Origin of the sequence: Billgrantia bachuensis (genome assembly GCF_011742165.1) — a bacterium.
GTDB lineage: Bacteria > Pseudomonadota > Gammaproteobacteria > Pseudomonadales > Halomonadaceae > Halomonas > Halomonas bachuensis.
Genome location: NZ_JAAQTO010000034.1, coordinates 1 through 17,738, shown reverse-complemented (window position 1 = coordinate 17,738; position 17,738 = coordinate 1). Strand labels below are relative to the sequence as shown.

Below are 17,738 nucleotides of genomic sequence, written 5' to 3'. Positions count from 1 at the left end.
TCAAGCCAGCCAAGTGAACAATCTTATTGGTTTGAGACTCGCCTCATTCGGTAAAACCAACCATCCGAAAAAAACCATAACTCATCATCGACTATCTCCAGCCTCAAGCCCGGACCTTCTCCTTTAGAAGGGGTAATATGAATTATTTTGACAACTTCTCTATGCATCCCGAAGCCATAGAAATTCCCCCATCTTTCTGTTGGCAAAGGAACTTCCCCCTCCTCTTGAGGAACGGGATGACAGACAACCTCATAAATAGGATCCTCATACCTAAGCTCATCCCAAAACAAGAAGTGGCTTTCAGCAACAATAACTTTTTTATTGATGCGCCCTATGGCCTCTTCACGTGGCGTCAGTCCTCCTCCATAGCGAGTTACTTCAACTGCCTTATATTCACCTTGCACTTCGCGAAAACTAGGACAGTCGAAATCTGCCAAGACAGCAAACGGCATCCATGACAATAAACTCAAAAAGAAAACCCATAAACTATGCTTCACCATTTTTCATATACTCCTTTGGAATAAATATTCCACTCTGCAGCTCGCCGATTTATCAATCCCCTATTGATCATACCTTGTGACTTGTTCCAAGCTTTCCAAGCCGCCTCTAGAGTCGAGTACGGTGTCTCAGCTGCAGGATCATTAATTAACTTTACGACGGAAGAAGAGGCGAAACCATGAGTCCCTATGTTGTAAGCAAGCATAACAGCCGCATCGAACTGATATTGCTGCAACGGAACATGAATTCCATTATTCACTGCTTGAACATAAGCCGACAACTCTTCCTTAAATATATTCTCAGCTTGCTGACGATTAATTCCATTTTCGTACAATTGCCATTTTGATTCCGAAATGAGGTGCCCATAACCAATCGTGGCACCTTCTACCCAAGACGTTATCTCACGCCCAGTCTGATCGTCATAAGGCATCAAACGAAGCTGTTCGACCTCCATCAGCCACCGTTTTCCAGCTTCGCTCATGGTCAGTGCCGTTGGCTGTCCTCCAGATGATGCAGTGGCATCAAGGGCTGGCTCAGCGAAATCAGCGAAATCAGCGAAATCAGCGAAATCAGCGAAATCAGCGGTCGAGGATATAGAAGCCTGTGAGACGGTTGAGGCCATTACCGCAACAGAAGAGAGAAACGAACCTCCTCCTGTTTCGCCACCTACCGCGCTCGCGGAGCCGATCACCACACCGCCACAATCCACGGCGTGGCCGGTGAGTGCCGCCGGCTTGCCGTCGATCAGGATGGTGCCGGAGCCTTCGGCGATGGCACGCGGGTGGGGAGGGCTATCGGGCTTGCTGTGTGCTGCCAGGGGGTCGCCCAGGCGGGCCGCCGGCTTGCCGTCGATCAGCACCGTCGGGCTGCCCGCGGTGACCGGCGTCGGCGGAAAACCGTCATGGTCGGTGCCGATGTCACCCACGAGTACGAATTTGCGTCCCATCTATCGTTCTCCTGTCTATGCGTGCCGGTTGTGCGGCCTAGTCCCACTCCGCGGGCGCTTCGAAGCTGGCTACCTCGAAGGCGTTGACGTACATGCGTTGAAAGCCTGCCTCTTCCAGGCTGCGTACCGCCGCCTGACAGGCCAGCGGCAGACGTACGTTCAGCGGCACGCCGCTCAGGCTGTGGCGCGCCGCCCGCAGCAGGCGAGCGCCGTGACCGCTGCCCTGCCACTCCGGCTCGATGAAGAAGAAGCGCAACTGCCAGGCCGCCTCGTCATCCGGCCGACAGGCCAGCAGCATGCCGAGCGTGGGCCCTTCGCCATGGCGAAGCTTCAGCAGCCGGCCCTGCCAGCGGGCGATGTCGTTGCCTTCGCGCTGCAGCCACTGGCCGCGCTGTACGGTGAACTCCAGCGCCCGACGCAGCGTGCCCAGGCGGGCCTCGTCGCGCAGTACCCAGGGCGAATGCCCCTGGGTATCGGCGCGCAGAGCGGCTTCGAGAAAGCCTTCGATGTCTTCCATCGAGGCCGCTTCCAGGCCCTTCACCTCCTCTACCGCGCCGGCAGGCGCCGTCTTTTCGCGTTCGCTGCCGAACAAGCGCTTAAAGGCTGCCAACATCGAAACCTCCTTCGGCATACAACGCAGTGGGCAGCTGGAAGCCGGCCACCAGCGGGCGGGTGAACGGGTTGCGCGAGCCAGTGGCGTACAGGCGGTAGCGCACCGAGCCGCCGTCGACCTGGAAGCGCAGCTCCAGCTCACGCTCGCTGGCACTGGTGATCTCGGCCTCGTCGAGCAAGCGGAACCAGGCCCAGGCACCGTCGCGGCTGAGGCTGCGCGGCGAGCGATTGACCTGGCTCGGCACCAGGGTGATGCGGCTCTCGTTGCCGCCGCGCAGGGCGTTGGGCCAGATCATCGAGACCCGCGAACTGGCGCTGTGGGCGTAATCGATGATTTGGCCGTCGATGTTGATCACGCTGCGGCGCTTGTCGGGGCTGAGGCTCACCGGTTCCAGGGCGAACTCCACGTCGAGTACGCCGTCGCGGCCAAAATAGGCCTGGCGGATGTGTTCGGCACGCTGGATGGCGGTGAAGACGCTGTCGCGCAGCAGCGGGCTGCCCTCGGCATCGACCAGGTATTCGGGCGCCTCTTCGATGAAGGGCCGCAGGTTGTCCTGGTAGAAGCGGTCGAGAATGCCGTCGGCAGCGAAGAAGGCCTCGAAATCGTTGAGGGCCACCTCACGCGAGGCGCTTGGCACCAGCGGGTAGCGACCGGCCAGACGTTCCTGGTAGGGCGCCACCACCTCGTCGAGCCACTGATGCTCGAGATGACGGATGGCACTGGCCATCAGCAACTGCCAGCTCTGGTCGGCCAGGCTTTCAAGCATGCGGTCCACCGGGGCCGGAGTGTTCTCGGCGATGCGCTTGAGGTTATGGATGGGGTCGCCGCCGCGCAGCGCCAGGCGGTCGCGGGCGCTGACGAAGGCCGCACGGCCCGGGTCGCTGGCGCCCTGCACCTCGCGCAGGTAGTCGCGCAACTCGCCGATGGCGACCTTGATCTCGGCGATGTCAGCCGGGTTGTCGCCGCGGGCATCGAGCAGACCGTTGAGGTCGCGGAAGTTGCGCTCGATCTCGCCGGCCAGGCGGTAGCGCGGCGAGCGCTCCAGCGCCTGGCGTGCGACTTCGTCGTCTACCGGCAGCTCGGGATAGAGCCGCGTATGGTGCGCCACTTCGCCGAGCAGGCGGTCCAGCGGCCGGCTGGCGCCGAGCAGGGTGTCGGCCACCACGACCGCCTGGTCGATATCGGGCAGCGGCACCAGGTAGAGGTCGTCGAGCGCCTGGCGCCAGGTCACGTGATAGTCGCTGACGTAGCGCTCGTGCAGGGCGTCACGCAGTTGGCGCTCGTCGGCGTCACTGAAGACGATGTCGTCGCGCTGGCCCAGCACCCAGAGGTCGATCAATGCCAGCTCGGTGGCCTGTTCGATCTCCTTGAGGAAATACCCCTCGAAGCCGTCGCGAGTCAGCAGGGTCGGCAGGCGCAGGCGTTCCAGCTCGTCGTCGCGGGCCATGAAAACGGCGTTGAAGGAGGGACCGACGCCTTGGTGCAGGTCGAGCGCCGCCCCGCTGCGGCTACCGCTGTTGGCCTTGAGCGTGGCATAGACGCGCTCGTCCATGGGCTGGCGCGAGAGCTCCTCCTGGGCAGCCTGAAGACTGCCACGCAGCGCCGCCATGGCCTGCTCGGCATGACGATCGCCGGCCGCCACCTGCCCTTCGAGGTCGGTGTGCGCCATGGCATAGGCGAGGTGGTCGAGCAGGCGCTCCTGAACGCTGCCGCGTTGGGGGAAGGCGCGCTGCCAGCGCCGTTCCATGTATGCCTCGACCCGCTCGGGCTGGCGCCCGCTGGCATCGGACATCATGCGCAGCACGCGCAGCAGGGCCAGCTTGTCGTTGCTGCCGGTCTCGGCGCGGTTCATGTCATCCATGATGCCGATCATCAGCGAGGGCAGGAAATGGTAGCTCAGCATCGCCAGATAGGCGTTCTCCACCTCGCGGCCCACCGCATGGCCCTGGTAGAGGCCCATGTCGGCCAGCCACGGCAAGTGTTCGCGATAGTCGCCGAACTCCAGTGTGGCGGCACGCAGGCGGTCGAGGGGCTCCAGCAACGCATAGCCTGTGGGGTCGTCGCTGTGCAGCTCGTCGGGTTGCGCGGCCAGGAAGTCCTGGGCCTTCTCCTCCACCGCCGCCAAGGCCTGGGTGTTCTTCTGATAGAAGTGGCTCCAGCCACCCACCAGCACCAGCCCGCCCAGCAGGCAGGCAAAGGCGCTGGTACGACGCAGGCGACGTCGACGCCGGGCGGCGCGGGCATTGTCCCCGGCCAGCCCCGCCTCGGGATAGATCACCTTGTCGAACAGTTCCTCGGTGAAGTAGAGCGCGCTGCGTGCGGCGCGATGGGCCGGCTGGGTGGTATCGGCCATGCCGTAGCGGCGAGCGGCGGCATCGACGAAGGGGTCCTCCGGCACGCCCTGCTGGTAGACCGAGGTGAAGTAGGTGCCCCGCACCATGGCGGCGGTGGAGTAGCGGTCGCTGGAGAGCGCCTCGCTCAGGAAGCCGAGCAGCACGTCACGCAGGCCGGCGAGCTGGCGCACGAAGCGGAACACCGATTCGCGTTCCTCGCGGTCGCGGCATTCGGCCAGCAGCGTGGGCAGGCTGCGATTGAGCCGCTCGAGCATGGCGTCGTAGGAGTCGGCGAACTCATTGGCCCACTGGTCGACGCGTTCGACGCTCTCGGCACTGAAGGTGAAGCCCAGCGGCGCCCGGCGCGCGGCGCGGGAGTAGTGGCGGAAGAAATCGTCGAAGCCGTGCAGCAGGTCCATCTTGCTGAAGGTGACGTAGACCGGCAGGCGTGCACCGTGGCGCTCCATCAGCTCGCGCATGCGGGCGCGCAACAGCGAGGCGTAGGCCTTGCGCACCGCCACCCGGGCATCGCTCAGGCGCGCCAGGTCGAGCACCAGCACAACGCCATCGAGCGGACGCTGGGCACGGTTGCGCTCCAGCCAGCCGACGAAGTGGTCCCACAGCCGGCTCTGAAGTTCCTGGGGCTCGCCGCCTTCCAGCGCGCCCTGGGTCAGCAATTCGCCGTCCGGGTCGATCAGCACAGCCTTGTCGCCGATCCACCAGTCGAAGCCGTACTGGTTGCCTTTCTTGCCCTGACCGGAAGCCTTCATGACGTGGGTCAGCGAGAAGTTCTGGCCGGAGCGGTTGATCAGGCTGGTCTTGCCGGCGTTCTCCACGCCCATCACCAGGTACCAGGGCAGCTTGTAGCGCGCCCCGGGGCCGGCACCGAGATTGTCGAGCAGCTCGTGCAGGGTGGCGTTCAGCGTTGCCTCCTGCTGCTCCACCTGGCCCAGCACCGGGTCGAGCTGCAGCCGTTCGTTCTGGCGTCGCTCGTCGTCCACCTCGCGCAGCTGGCGAGCCAGGCGAATGCCCCATACCACGGCGGCCAGGGTAACCAGCGCCAGGGTGGCGAGCAGCCGGTTGAGCCAGGGCGCCAACGGATAGCTGTCTCGTACCTGCCACATCGGCCCCAGCCACCAGATGGCGACGATCAGGGCGCCCAACAGCAACCACCAGAGCATGACGGTGAGTTTGCTCGCCCGCTTGCCGATGCCCTGGGCCTTGTTACCGTGCGCCTTGGCCAGGTTGGCGTTGCTTTGTGCCCGTGAGGCGCCGGGTACCCAGCGGCTCAGACCGGACTTCACACTTTTCCACATGAGCCTTTGCCCTCGTCCCTGTCGATGATGGTGATGTTGTTGGTGGTGATGCTGCCGGGCACGCCGCAGTACCCGTCATGTCGCAATCGGATCGTGTTCATTTGCCCTTCTCCACCGCGCGCTCGAGCCGCTCGAGCAGTGCCGGTTCCCACTGTTCGAGGCCAAGGCCCGCCAGCGACTCGCGGACCGCGCGATAGTGCTGGCCGGCCAGCGCCGCCAGCCCCGCGTCGCGCAGCAGGTCGGCACTGGCCAGCCGCCAATAGGCGACCTCGCGCGGAGAGCGAGCCTCCGCCAGGCCGCGATCGAGGCCCATCAGGGCCGCTTCGAGACCCTCCGCAGCCAGCCTCTCGCGGGCTTCGGCCAGGCCCTCCTGCCAGGGATCGCCGCCGGTTTCCTGGCCGCCCCCCGCGGCACTGCCCGGCGCGGCCTGCAGCCAATGGCGGGTCTCGTCGTCGACGAAGGGGCTGCCGTCGTTGAAGGTCAGCGACTCGATACCGGGCAGGCGCTCGACGAAACGGCTCGCCTCGTCGCGAATGGCGGTGGCGCAGCGCGTTTGGCCGAGCCGCTCTGCGGCACTCGCGCTGAGGCGGTGCCCCTCCAGCCAGTAGGGGCTCACCGCCAGGCTGTTCTCGATGCGCTTCCACAGCGCGTTATCGGCGCCGCGCGAGAGCGTCTCGCGATACTCCGCCACGCGGTCGGCAGCAGGCGGTGCCAGCTCGGAGCGCACGCCGTCACGGGTGGCCGGCAGCGCCTGGATGACGCTCCAGACCGCATGGCGCCGGAGCCGGTAGCCGAGCGGGTCGCCCGGGCTCTGCTCGTTGAGGAAATCGGCCATCTTGAGCAGGGTCTGGCGATTGCCGCGTTCGTTGCCGGCCTCCAGGCGCATCTCGGGCAGCTTGGCCGTGGGCGATGCGGTGCTGGCCGGCGTATCGCTTTCCGCCGCCGCGCCGCGTGTCGCGGACTCGGTGTGTGAGCCCGCCTGGCTGGGGCGGGCCTGACGCAACTGGCGCTGCAGGTCCACCAAGGCCTCATCCGGCAACTGGCGTGCCCGAGCCGCCTCCAACAGCGCCTCGTTGGCGGCCTCGCAGGCTTGCTGCTCGTCGGCGGCATTGTCGAAATCGAGCGCTTCCGCCAGAGCCAGGGCGCGCTGGGTGAACTGGCGGAACAGCCGCGGCCGCAGCCGCTCGCCCTGTGGGCCACCATAGGGATAAGCAGCTTCCCACCACTGTTCGAGGCTGCCCGCCAGCAGGCGCAGCGAGAGGGCGAAGCGCACGCCGTCGCCTTCGTGCTGCAGACAGTGCAACAGGTGGCCGAGCACCTTGAGGTCCTTGCCCGTGGTGCTCAGCAGGCGCACGGCCCGGGTCTCGGCGCCCTCCCAGTCGACTCCACCGTGCTGCAGCGAGCCGATCTTCATCATCTCCTCGTCGAGCCAGGCGTAGTCGGCGCTGTCGTCGAGGGGCCTGCCGACACCCTCCGGGGGGAGCGCGGCCAGCACTTCCGTCAGTTGTGTCTGGTTGACGATTCGCATGCTCACCTCACCAGCGACAGGCATCGCGCAGCGGCTGAACCGCCTGGCGCAACCCGGCGATCTCGAAACGCAATCCATCGAGCGCGGCCTGGTCGCTGGCGAACGTCAGCTCGTCGGCGTCGAGCAGCTGTTGCAGCGTAGCGATGGCCGGCAGCCCGCGGCCGCCGCTGACCACGTAGCCGCCATCTCGGGCCTGCCAGGCCTGCTCCAGCTCACGACCGCCGGCTCGCAGGCGCACCTGCACTCTCGCAGCGTTCAGCGCCTGGGGCAGGTGAAGCTGAAAGCGGGTAATCGACTTCTCGCAGGCGATGACCAACTGTGGGCGTGGCGGCACGCTTCCCAGCGCCGGCACGCTGATCCGCACGCCGTCGCTGCTCTCACGGACCAGCAGGCCCATGTCGTCACCGTTGCGTTCTGCTTCCTGGGCATGGATCGCATGCCACAGTGCAGGGCGCAGGTCCTCGCTCGCCACCGGCTCGTCCCGAGTCATGAACAGGGCGTCGTAACAGCCCAGCCTTTCCAGCCGCGAGGGCTCGAGGGCGCACTCGCGGGCCTCGGCCACCAACGCCTCGGCGGCGGTGTCGCCCCAGGCATCGGCAACCAGGGCCAGGCTTGCGGCCAGCGCCAGCCACGGCGCCCGGCGAAATATCAGGGTCGAACTCATTTGGCATCCAGTTCCAGCTGTCGGCACTTGTGTGCCAGGGTGCGCTTGGGCAGGCCGAGGCTCTCGGCCGCCAGGGCACGATTGCCGTCGAACAGCTGCAATCGCTGGCGGATCAGTTCCGCCTCGTAGTCACGCAGGGCACGGCGCAGATCCTGTACGTTGCCGTTGGCCACACTGACCGTCGCTGCCGACATGGTGACGGCGGAATCACGCGTTTCCGCGTCGGCCCGCTCGGGCAGAGCCGCGGGGTTGACGTCCTCTCCCGGCCGCGTCATGGCGCAGGCGTAGTCGATCAGGTTCTTCAGCTCGCGTACGTTGCCCGGATAATCGCGCTCTCGCAGCATGCGCAGCGCGGCCGGGGTAATGCCCATGTCGTCGCGCCCCTCGCGGATGCAGAAGTCGGCGACAAAGGCCTCGGCCAGTTCGGCGATGTCCTCGCTGCGCTCGCGCAGCGGCGGCAGGGTCAGCGGGAACTGCCCCAGCCGGTAGTAAAGGTCGGCGCGGAAGCGTTGGTCGCGAATCCGTTCGCGTAGCGGCTGATGGGTGGCCGCCACCAGGCGCAGGTCGGCGCGCCGCTCCTCGCTCGCCCCAAGCGGCCGGTAGCGACCGTTCTCCAGCACCCGCAGCAGCTTGGCCTGAAGCGGCAGCGGCATGTCGCCGATCTCGTCGAGGAACAGCGTGCCGCCGTCGGCCTGACTGATCAGCCCTTCGCGGGCCCGGTCGGCGCCGGAAAAGGCCCCCTTGGCATGGCCGAACAGCTCCGATTCGAGCAACGACTCGGGAATCGCCGCGCAGTTGATCGCCATGAAGGCACCCTGGCTGCGCGCCGAGAGCTGATGGATGGCGCGCGCCACCCGATCCTTGCCGGTACCGGTCTCGCCCTGTAGCAGTACCGCCAGGCTGGTCTCCGCCGCGCGTACCACCTGGCTACGCAGCGTCTGCATGGCCGTCGACCCACCGAGCAGGTCGTCAGCCAGACGCTCGGCCAGCGCCTGGCGCCGGGCGCCGTCATTGAGCTGGGCCAGCGATTGGCGCAGGTTCGCTTCACGCTGGCGCTCGCCCTGGTGCCGGGCCAGCCCCGCCCACAGCCGGCACAACAGCGCCTCGAAGGCGGCGAATTCGGGATCCGCCTCGAGCCGGGCGAGGGCTTCTCCCTCACCGGCCATGGCCAGCGCGCCGAGCCACTCGCGCTTGCCGTCGAGGGCGCGCAGCGGACGCACCACCAGCTTCAGCGCGCCGGGCAGCTGGGCCACCTGGGCCTGGAAGCCGGAGTGATCGAGCCGCGAGCGCGCCTCCACCAGCCCCAGCCGCAGCGGCTTGCCCTGGCGAATGGCGTGGGCGTAGGGATGGCGGAAGTCGTCGCAATCGAAGCGAACGTCGTCATTGTCGCCGCCCAGCCAACGGCCGCTGCCGTCGAGATAGAGGCAGGTGACCCAGGCCAGGCCGTGGCTGGCCTGGAGAATACCGCCGGCGCACGCGCGCAGCCCGGCGGGCGAGGCGCTCTCGACCAGCGCCAGCGCGCGGGCCATGCCGCCGAGGCCGCGCCCCGTCGGCAAGCCGCCCTCGCACCAGCGCATGTCGATCGCCTTGGCCGTCATCGCCTACACCACCTCCGCGGTAAAGGCACCCGCCGCGTCGACACCCAATGCCACCCGGGTGACCGGCTCTTGCCGCGCCAGGCGGTCGAGCAGCGCTCGCGACACCGGCGGCAGCAGCTCGCCGTCGATCACCGACTCGAGCATGCGCGCGCCGTTCTCGCTGCGCGTGGCGCGGGCGCAGATGGCGTCGCGCAAGGCCTCGTCGAGCACCACCTCGGCCTGGCGGTGGCGCGCGCGGATGCGCTCGGCCAGGGTGTCGAGCTTGGCCGCCACGATGTCGCGCAGGGTATCGGCGCCCAGCGGGAAGTAGGGCACCACCTCCATGCGCGCCAGCAGCGCCGGCTTGAAGAAGGCGGCCAGCACCGGGTAGAGCGCGTCGTCGAGCGCTGCGGGCTCGTCGGCGTGGGCGACGATGGCCTCATAGCCCAGGTTGGAGGTGAGGAAGAACACCACGTTCTTGCAGTCGATCAGGCGCCCTTCGCCATCGGCCAGCTCACCCTTGTCGAAGGCCTGGTAGAACAGGTTGAGCACGTCCGGATGGGCCTTCTCGACCTCGTCGAGCAGCACCACCGAGTAGGGGCGCTGGCGGATCGCCTCGGTCAGCAGGCCGCCCTCGCCGAAGCCCACGTAGCCCGGCGGCGAGCCGATCAGCCGCGACACGGTGTGCTTCTCCTGGTACTCGGACATGTTGATGGTGGTGAGGAACTGGCGACCGCCGTAGAGCCGCTCGGCGATCTGCACCACGGTCTCGGTCTTGCCCACGCCGCTGGGGCCGACCAGCAGGAAGGCGCCCAGCGGGCGGCCGGGGCGACGCAGGTCGGCGCGGGCGGTGAGCAGGTGGCGGTGCACGCGCTCGATGGCCATGTCCTGGCCCTGCACCAGCCGACCGAGGTGCTCGGGCAGCTCGGTGAGACGGGTCAGCTCGTCGCTGGTCATGCGCTCCACCGGCACGCCGGTCCAGTCGCCAATGACCTGGGCGATCTGCGCTTCCTCCACGCTGGCGTTGACCAATGCGAACTCCTGCTGCAGCTCGGCCAGGCGTGCCTCATGGGCGGCCAGGGCCGCATGCGGGTCGACATCGTCGTGAGCTTCGGCGGCTTCACCTGACTCGCCCGCTTCAGTTACCGCTTCGCCGTCGATCTCACTGACGATGACACCGTCGATTTCGTCACCGGTTCCAACATCGGCCTCGGTACTGGCCTGTTCGACGGCAGCCTCGTTCTTGCCCGCTTCGAGCAGCTGGCGATGCAGGGCGATGATGGCATCGACGCACTCGCGCTGGTCGGCCCAGGCCGCCTCGAGCCGTTCGACCTCCTCCTCGAGCCGCGCCAGGCGGACGTCGAGCTCGGCCTCGCGGGTGGCGTCGGGGCTGCGTCCCAGCAGGCGCTCGCGGTCGAGCTGCTCGCGCTCGCGCTGGGCGGCGATATGCTCGCTCTTGAGATGGCTGAGCCGGCGTGGCGGGGTATCCAGCGCCTGTGAGAGCCGCGCACAGGCGGTATCGAGCACGTCGATCGCCTTGTCGGGAAGCTTGCGGCCGGCCAAGTAGCGCGCCGAGAGTTCGCCGGCGGCTCGCAGGCCGCTGTCGCCGACCAGCACGCCGTGGGCGGTCTCGTAGGTATCGCGCAGGCCGCGCAGGATCACCAGCGCCTGATCGATGCTGGGCTCGGCCAAGGCCACCGGCTGGAAGCGCCGCGACAGCGCCGGGTCCTTCTCGAAGTACTTCTTGTACTCGCGCCAGGTGGTGGCGGCGATGGTGCGCAGCTCGCCGCGGGCCAGGGCCGGCTTGAGCAGGTTGGCGGCATCGCCGCCGCCCTCCTGGTTGCCGGCACCGATCAGGGTATGGGCCTCGTCGATGAACAGCAGGATCGGCCGGGGTGCGGCCTTGACCTCCTCGATTACCGCCTTGAGGCGCTTCTCGAACTCGCCCTTCACCGCGGCGCCGGCCTGCAGCGCGCCGAGGTCGAGGCTCATCAGCTCGACGTCGGCCAGCGCCGCCGGCACGCGACCCTCGACGATACGCGCGGCGAGCCCTTCCACCACGGCGCTCTTGCCCACCCCGGCGTCGCCGATAACGATGGGGTTGTTCTTGCGCCGCCGCCCGAGGATGTCGAGCATCTGGTCGATCTCGGGATCGCGGCACAGCACCGGGTCGAGCTCGCCGCGTCGCGCCTGCTCCGTGAGCGAGGTGGCGAAGCGCGCCAGGGCGCTGTCGCCCGGGGCGGCCTGGGACTGGCGACGCCCACCGTCGACGGGCTCGGCGCGGGGGGCCTCGGCGGAGTCGGCGGCCAGCCGCTCGAAGCCGCGGCGCAGCCCCTCGCGGTTGATCTCGGCCAGCAGCGCGGCACTGCGCGGCCCCAGGTAGCGTCCGACGTTGTGCAGCAAGGCGGTGAAGATCAGCCCGCTGCGCAGGCTGTCGTAGGCGAACTCGGTGGTGGCCAGCAGCCAGGCGTCCTGCAGCAGCTCGACCAGCAGCGGCGAGAAGCTCGGCGTGGTCACGGCGAGGTCGCGCGGTGGGCGGGCCTCCTCGGCCAGGCGCGCGCGCAGCTCGAGGAAGTCGACACCCTGCCCTTCGAGCAGGCAGCGCAGGTCACACAGCGGCTGGTCGATCAGCGCCTGCAGCAGGTGGCCGACGGTGACCTCGGGGGCCTGCTGTTCGGCGCACAGCACCGCGGCCTGCTCCAGGCCTTGACGGGAAACGGCATTGAGGCGGCCGATGAGCGCGGGAAGCTCTACCCTGAGCATGGGATCTCCTAACGGTAAATCTGGTCGAGAAGGGTGCCGACCTGGGCCGCTTGTTGATCGAGCGTCCAGGCGAAGCCCAGGTAGGTACCGGCCATGGCCACGGCGAACAGCGAGAATACGGCCCATATCGGTAAACCGCGACCGCGGTGGCGCCGGCCCGGCATGACGTTGTCGAGCGGCCGGGTCAGGCTGTCTTCCGGGGTATCGCCGAGCGCCGCCAGTTGGTCGCCGAGGGTGCGCACGATGTGCTCGTACTCTTCGCGGCCGTGGTCCATGACCTTGTAGCGTCCCTCGAAGCCGAGGCACAGGCAGAGGTAGATGAACGCCAGCATGTCGCGGTAGCGCTGTGGCTCCTGCTGCAGCCGCGAGAGGATCGAGAAGACCTTCTCGCCACCCCAGGTCTCGTTGTGGAAGCGCGTCAACAGTGAGTGCTCGGCCCAACTGCTCTGCTGCCCCCAGGGCGTACCCATCACCGCCTCGTCGATGAACGAGCAGAGCACGTAGCGGAAGGCCAGCAGCGTGGGCCGGTCATAGCCCTGCTCGGTGAGTTCGACCTCGATCGCTGAGATCTCGTCGACCACCTGGCGGTAGAGCCGGTCGAGATCGCTCATGCCGTCGAGCTGGCGCACCCGCACCACCATGCCTAGCAGCGAACTGGCGGCATCCACCAGCGGATTGAGGTTGTACCCGCGCAGGCGGAACCAGTAGTCCTCATCGGCATCGAGATGCTCGGCGTGGCTATGGATCAGCTGATCGAGCCCGCGTTCGTCGATACGGTCCTCGTGACGGCTGGGGGCGTAGCGCGCCACCGCGCCGGGATTCGATTCGTATTGCGTGGCAAGTTCTTGCATGGCTTAGCTCCTGATCGCCCAGAACTGCATTTCAAGCCCGGGGAATTCCCCAGCCACGTGAAAGGCGAAGCCGCTGGCGCCGTCGAGCATGCTCCAGGCCTGGCTCTGCCGATCGAGGCGGAAGTAGCTGTAGCCGGCGTGGTAGGGCAGTTCGCGCGGTGCCACCGGCAGCGGCTCCAGCGGTACGCCGGGTAGCTGCAGGCTGATGAGGTCGCGAATGCGCTCGACGCTGGCCACCTTGGTCTGCTGCAGGAACAGCTTGCGCAGCCGCTCGTGGGGCATGTCGGCGCGCACCGCCAGGATGAAGTCGGCGCTGTCGAGCAGGGCCGGGTCGGCAAGCGGGGCCACCAGCAGGCCGTAGCGCCGCGACTGCAGCTGGATCGCCAGCGCGCGCGGCTCGAGCACCGTGGAGAGCGCCTGGCGCAGGCTCTGCATCAGTTGGCGGAAGGCGCGCTCGGGGTGGTCGTGATCGTAGGCCGGGTACTCCGGCGGCAGCCGCGACTCGTCGGTGAAGGTCACCAGTTCGCTGGCCGTCTCGAGCATGGTGGCGAACAGCCGCTCCGGGTGCAGATGGCCCAGGCGCGCCAGATGCTGGAAACGCGGCTGGGCGCGGTTGAGCAGCTGCAGCAGCATGAAGTCGGAGACGTCGGCGACACCGGCCTGGTGGGGCGAGGCGAGGCGATGGGCGATGTTGCGCGCACGCTCGCGCATCAGCCCGGCCATCTCGCCGACGAAACGCTGCAGTACCGGCGCCGCCTGGACGTTGAGCAGGGTGGGAATGAACTGCTCGTCGAGCACCAGGCTGCCGTCGGGGCGCCGCTCGTGGATGCGCGCTACTGCCAGGCAGGTATAGGCGCTGCGGTCGTCGCGCTCGAGCAGCAGCCGGGGGGCAACCCGGGCGACATCGAGCATGGCGGTGTCGCCGTCGCGGGAGTGCAGGTCGCGCACGCTGCGCTGGGCCAGGCGATAACGGGTCGGCAGATCGTCGTCGGGCCAGCGCACCTCGCCCACCGCATCGGTGGCCAGCGGCAGGCACAGGTAGACGAGCTGATTGGCGATGCCGGCATCGTCGATCTCCAGCGGCTGCGGCTCGATGTCGTCGTCGGGCAACTGGAACGCCGTGCCGTCGGGCATCACACCGCTGGCGCGGCTGATGGCGATGCGTCCGAAGCTCAGGTACTCGGCGTTGAGTTCCAGCGTCTGGAAGCCGTACAGCGCATGGCTGACACCGCGCAAGCGTGCCTCCATCAGCCCCTCCAGGCTGCGCTGCTGCTGCTGGAAGTGCTGCGGCTTGATGAACAGCCCTTCGCTCCATACCACTCGGTTGCGGCTGGCCATCAGTCTTCCTTCCTCAGCTCGGCCTCGTCGGCTCGCAGGTGCACCAGCAGGTGGTAGTCCTCGCTGCGCGTCGTCACCTTCACCACCTTCTTCCACTCGGCCTGGTCGGGATCGCTGTAGAAGGCGATCAGGCCGATGTAGCGGGTCTCTTCGTCGATCTCGAACGGTTCGTAGAACTTCCACTGCCCAGGCAGCAGGGTGAAGTCGTCATGGTCGAGGTAGTTGGTACCCAGGGCGCCTTCGAGGTCGTCGAGCAGCTGAGCGTGGTCGGCCGCCATCAGCATCGAATCGTCCTTGAGCTGCAGGATCTGGAAGCGCAGCGGCGTGCCGTCGCCCTCGACGTTGGGGTTGACGTCCGGCTCGGCCAGCATGGCGAGGTCGACCGTGGTCGGCCGATCCTCGGGGTAACCCACCGGGATCGACGGGTCGCGCATCACCTGCCAGGCCTTGCCGGCGGCTTCGCGGGTCGAGGCACAGCCGCTGAGAGCCAGTGCCAGCAGCGCCACCGCAACCCACTGCAGGGAGCGTCTTGAAGCCAGGCTAGTGCGCAAATGTCTTGTACTCATGTTTCCTGCGTCCCGTCTTGTTGTGTTCACTTGGCTTCGCGCTGCTGGCGACGCACCGACTGGTCGTAGGCCTGCTCGAATACCTCCCAGAACAGCTTGGCGAAGCCCTGCTGGCGGCCGGAGTTGAGCTCCTGGTAGTAGTGGCGGTACATCTCCCACGCCCAGCTGCCTTCGTCTTCCAGGCGATTGCCGGCGCCGCGGTAGGCGTGGAAGCGCTTCAACAGGGCTTCCGGGGCGAAGGCGTCGAGAATCGCCTGCAGCGCCTCGCCGATGGCCTCCTCCACCGCCGCCTGGTGCTGCCCTTGATGGGTCAGGCACTCAGCCACGGCGGCCGGCGCCGACAGGTGTACAGGGTTTCCACGGTGTCGCGGTAGGGCTGACCCAGGCGCAGCGGGTTGTCCTCGATCGGTTGCAGACGACGATCGCGCAGCGGGTAGCGGCTGTCGTCCTGGGCGCGGTGCAGCGCCTGCAGGCCTTCGATGACGGCGCGCAGGGTCTGGCCGGCTTCGGCGACGAAGTTGAGCTGCTCCTCGCTGTCGGCGAAACGCAGTTCGGCGCCCAGGGCGCGCAGCAGCGGGTCGGTGCCGGCGGGGCCGGCGCTCGCTGGCACGGTATCCTGCCAGCGCTCCTCGAGCTGCTCGCCGACCGAACGTTCCAGATCGTTCAATAACCCTTCGTCCATTTCCCGGTTCATCTTCGTGTGGTCCTCGTATCGTCGAATCGTCGGCGCCGCCTCGCGCCGCCCCTGCGGTTCATATGTCATGGCTTCGCTCCGGCCCGCCTCCTCCAGGGTGTCGAGCAGCGTCACCTCGTCGGCACTCAGCTCGCCGTCATGGGCCAATGCCGTGAGCGGATCCTGCTGGCTGGCGCCGGGCGTCGCCTCGCCCAACGCCTCGAGGGGATCGTCGCGGCGCGGCGGCGGGAAAGCCGCCGGCGTGACGCGGTAGGGCACCACGCCTTGACCGGCCAGCGCCTCCTGCTCTTCGTCGATCAGCGCGGCGAGCGGCTGGGAGCCAGGCAGCCCGGCCTGTCGGTCCCCCAGGTGCACACGCACCCGGTACTCGCCGAGGCCCAGCTCGTCACCATCGCGCAGGGCCACCCGCCGGTCGCGGCCCAGCGGCAACGTGGCCTGGTTGATCGAGGTGAGGCCGCTGCGATCGATCAGGCAGAACTGGCCGTCGATCTGCCGAATCTCGGCGTGTGCGGGGCGGATACGTCCGGCATGATCCTGCAGCAGCCAGTCGTCGCTCTCGGCGCTGCCCAGGGTGCCACCTGCCAGCGGAAAAACGTGGCTGCTGGTGGAGCGCCCTTCCAGGCGCTCGCTGTTGATCACCACCAGGGTGACGGCGCTTGCGGCGACCTGGGGCCGGGTGAGATAAGACATCGCGTTACCCTGTCATCTGTATGCGCACCCGGCGCCGCCGCGAGGCAGCCCCGGATTCGGGATTGACGAAAGTGGTCCAGCCGAGCTGGCAGCAACCGTGATCGCCGAGCCGCATGGGCTGCACCGCACTTTCCAGCAGCTCGAGCTCCAGGTCGTAGGCCAGCGGCTCGCGCAGCACGAAGCTCACCAATGTCTTCAGCGGCGCGTGCTCGCGGCCGTCGGGCAGGAAGTCGCGGAACCGGGCAAGACCGAGCCCCTTCAGGCACAGCGCGAACTTGCCGCCTACGTCGGCGACCCGCTCCCCGGCCACTACGTCCTCGCCCAGAACCATGCCCGAAAGGCCGGCGCGGCTGCGCTGGTCCTCGGGTATCTCGACCCAGCGGTGCACCCACTGCTCGACGCTCACGTCGTCGAGATCGAAGCAGTGGCCGACCACGCTCTCGACCACCTCCGGCGAGCGCGAACGCCCCGCCAGCAGGCCGGCGTAGGCGAGCATCTTGCCCCAGTTGATCGGCGCCTCGCCGCGCAACTCCTCGTCGGCCAGCCCCACCAGGGCGAACACCGCGGCGGAGAAACCGTCGCTGGCGCCGTCCTGGTAGCGCACGTAGTGGCGATACTTGCGCCAGCTGCGATGCACCAGGGTCAGCAGGCGGTGGTTGAAGAAGTCGAGGAAGTCGCGGGCGACGCCTTCGTGGTGGGCCGCCTCGTGGGCCAGCGACTCCAGGTAATAACCGGGCAGCGGCGACTGGGCGCCCTGCAGGCCGAAGAAGCTGACTTCCAGCGCGTACTCGCCGCTCGGGCGAGATTCGAGCGCCACCACGTCGCTACCGGGGAAACCCAGCGACGCCGAGGCGCTGAAGCGCACCCGCTCGCGGCCCGGGCGTACGCTGGCGGCACGCTCGAGATCGTCGTCGTGATGACGATGCAGCAGCTCGACGAGCTGGTAGAAATCGTAGCGCCGGGCCCCATCGATCAGGGCCGCTGGGGCTAGATCAGGGGTTGCTGGCCCGACTGTAAGGTCCATGCGTAACGCTCTTGGTTGTGACGATTGACGACGTGCAACTCATGGAACGAGTTGATGCTCGCGTAGAGCGAAAAGAAGCGCGCCAACACGCTGCCGAACAGGTACAGGCTGCCCTCGTCGCCAAAGGCTTCCTGGTCCAGGGTCATCACCGAGCGCAGCCCGCGCACCGGCAGCCCGCGCTTGAGCCGGTCGATGGAGCGGGTCTCGATGTCCACCACCCCGGCCAGGCGCTTCTGCGAAACCCGCTCGGCCTGACGGTCGACCAGGGCGCGGAAGTCGTAGGCGCGCAGCACCGAGCACAGCGCATCGCGCTCGAGCAGCGACAGGTAGTTGAGCG

Annotated in this window: 13 protein-coding genes and 1 pseudogene; all 14 read right to left on the bottom strand. The window is 67.4% G+C overall.

The genetic code is table 11. The features are described from left to right. Positions 1–23: 23 nt before the first annotated feature. Positions 24–500, bottom strand: a complete 477-nt coding sequence (locus HBJ55_RS13310; protein WP_167115603.1) for a hypothetical protein — start codon at positions 498–500, stop codon at positions 24–26. Continuing rightward, the gene (locus HBJ55_RS13305) at positions 494–1,444 is read right to left on the bottom strand and encodes a type VI secretion system PAAR protein (protein WP_167115600.1); all 951 of its coding nucleotides are present in this window, start codon (positions 1,442–1,444) and stop codon (positions 494–496) included. Before HBJ55_RS13305 ends, HBJ55_RS13310 begins: the two co-directional genes overlap by 7 nt. A 37-nt stretch (positions 1,445–1,481) precedes the next feature. Next, on the bottom strand, positions 1,482–2,057 hold the full coding sequence (locus HBJ55_RS13300) for a GNAT family N-acetyltransferase (RefSeq protein WP_167115597.1): 576 nt from the start codon (positions 2,055–2,057) through the stop codon (positions 1,482–1,484). Continuing rightward, positions 2,041–5,706: a type VI secretion system membrane subunit TssM gene (gene tssM / locus HBJ55_RS13295; protein WP_167115594.1), complete on the bottom strand. Its 3,666-nt coding sequence runs from the start codon at positions 5,704–5,706 to the stop codon at positions 2,041–2,043. Before tssM ends, HBJ55_RS13300 begins: the two co-directional genes overlap by 17 nt. A 97-nt stretch (positions 5,707–5,803) precedes the next feature. Beyond that, positions 5,804–7,234 carry a type VI secretion system protein TssA gene (tssA, locus tag HBJ55_RS13290; RefSeq protein ID WP_167115591.1) on the bottom strand — a complete coding sequence of 477 codons (1,431 nt, stop codon included), beginning with the start codon at positions 7,232–7,234 and terminating at the stop codon, positions 5,804–5,806. A gap of 7 nt (positions 7,235–7,241) precedes the next feature. Then, positions 7,242–7,898: a type VI secretion system-associated protein VasI gene (vasI, locus tag HBJ55_RS13285; RefSeq protein WP_167115588.1), complete on the bottom strand. Its 657-nt coding sequence runs from the start codon at positions 7,896–7,898 to the stop codon at positions 7,242–7,244. Continuing rightward, a complete protein-coding gene (locus HBJ55_RS13280) occupies positions 7,895–9,496 on the bottom strand; it encodes a sigma-54 interaction domain-containing protein (protein ID WP_167115586.1) in 1,602 nt (533 codons plus the stop codon). The genes vasI and HBJ55_RS13280 overlap by 4 nt, the downstream gene beginning before the upstream one ends. A gap of 3 nt (positions 9,497–9,499) precedes the next feature. Continuing rightward, the gene (tssH, locus tag HBJ55_RS13275) at positions 9,500–12,238 is read right to left on the bottom strand and encodes a type VI secretion system ATPase TssH (RefSeq protein ID WP_167115583.1); all 2,739 of its coding nucleotides are present in this window, start codon (positions 12,236–12,238) and stop codon (positions 9,500–9,502) included. 8 nt (positions 12,239–12,246) lie between these two features. Next, positions 12,247–13,089: a type IVB secretion system protein IcmH/DotU gene (icmH, locus tag HBJ55_RS13270; protein WP_240936106.1), complete on the bottom strand. Its 843-nt coding sequence runs from the start codon at positions 13,087–13,089 to the stop codon at positions 12,247–12,249. Positions 13,090–13,092: 3 nt separating this feature from the next. Then, a complete protein-coding gene (tssK, locus tag HBJ55_RS13265; protein ID WP_167115580.1) occupies positions 13,093–14,427 on the bottom strand; it encodes a type VI secretion system baseplate subunit TssK in 1,335 nt (444 codons plus the stop codon). After that, a complete protein-coding gene (tssJ, locus tag HBJ55_RS13260) occupies positions 14,427–14,993 on the bottom strand; it encodes a type VI secretion system lipoprotein TssJ (RefSeq protein WP_167115577.1) in 567 nt (188 codons plus the stop codon). Before tssJ ends, tssK begins: the two co-directional genes overlap by 1 nt. A 26-nt stretch (positions 14,994–15,019) precedes the next feature. Further along, positions 15,020–16,377, bottom strand: a pseudogene (tagH, locus tag HBJ55_RS13255) (type VI secretion system-associated FHA domain protein TagH). A gap of 4 nt (positions 16,378–16,381) precedes the next feature. Further along, positions 16,382–17,401 (bottom strand): type VI secretion system baseplate subunit TssG, encoded by a 1,020-nt coding sequence (gene tssG / locus HBJ55_RS13250; RefSeq protein WP_167115573.1) that lies wholly within the window; start codon positions 17,399–17,401, stop codon positions 16,382–16,384. Beyond that, positions 17,365–17,738: type VI secretion system baseplate subunit TssF (locus tag HBJ55_RS13245; RefSeq protein ID WP_206022600.1), on the bottom strand; the 374-nt coding region annotated here is incomplete at its 5' end. The genes HBJ55_RS13245 and tssG, both read right to left, overlap by 37 nt.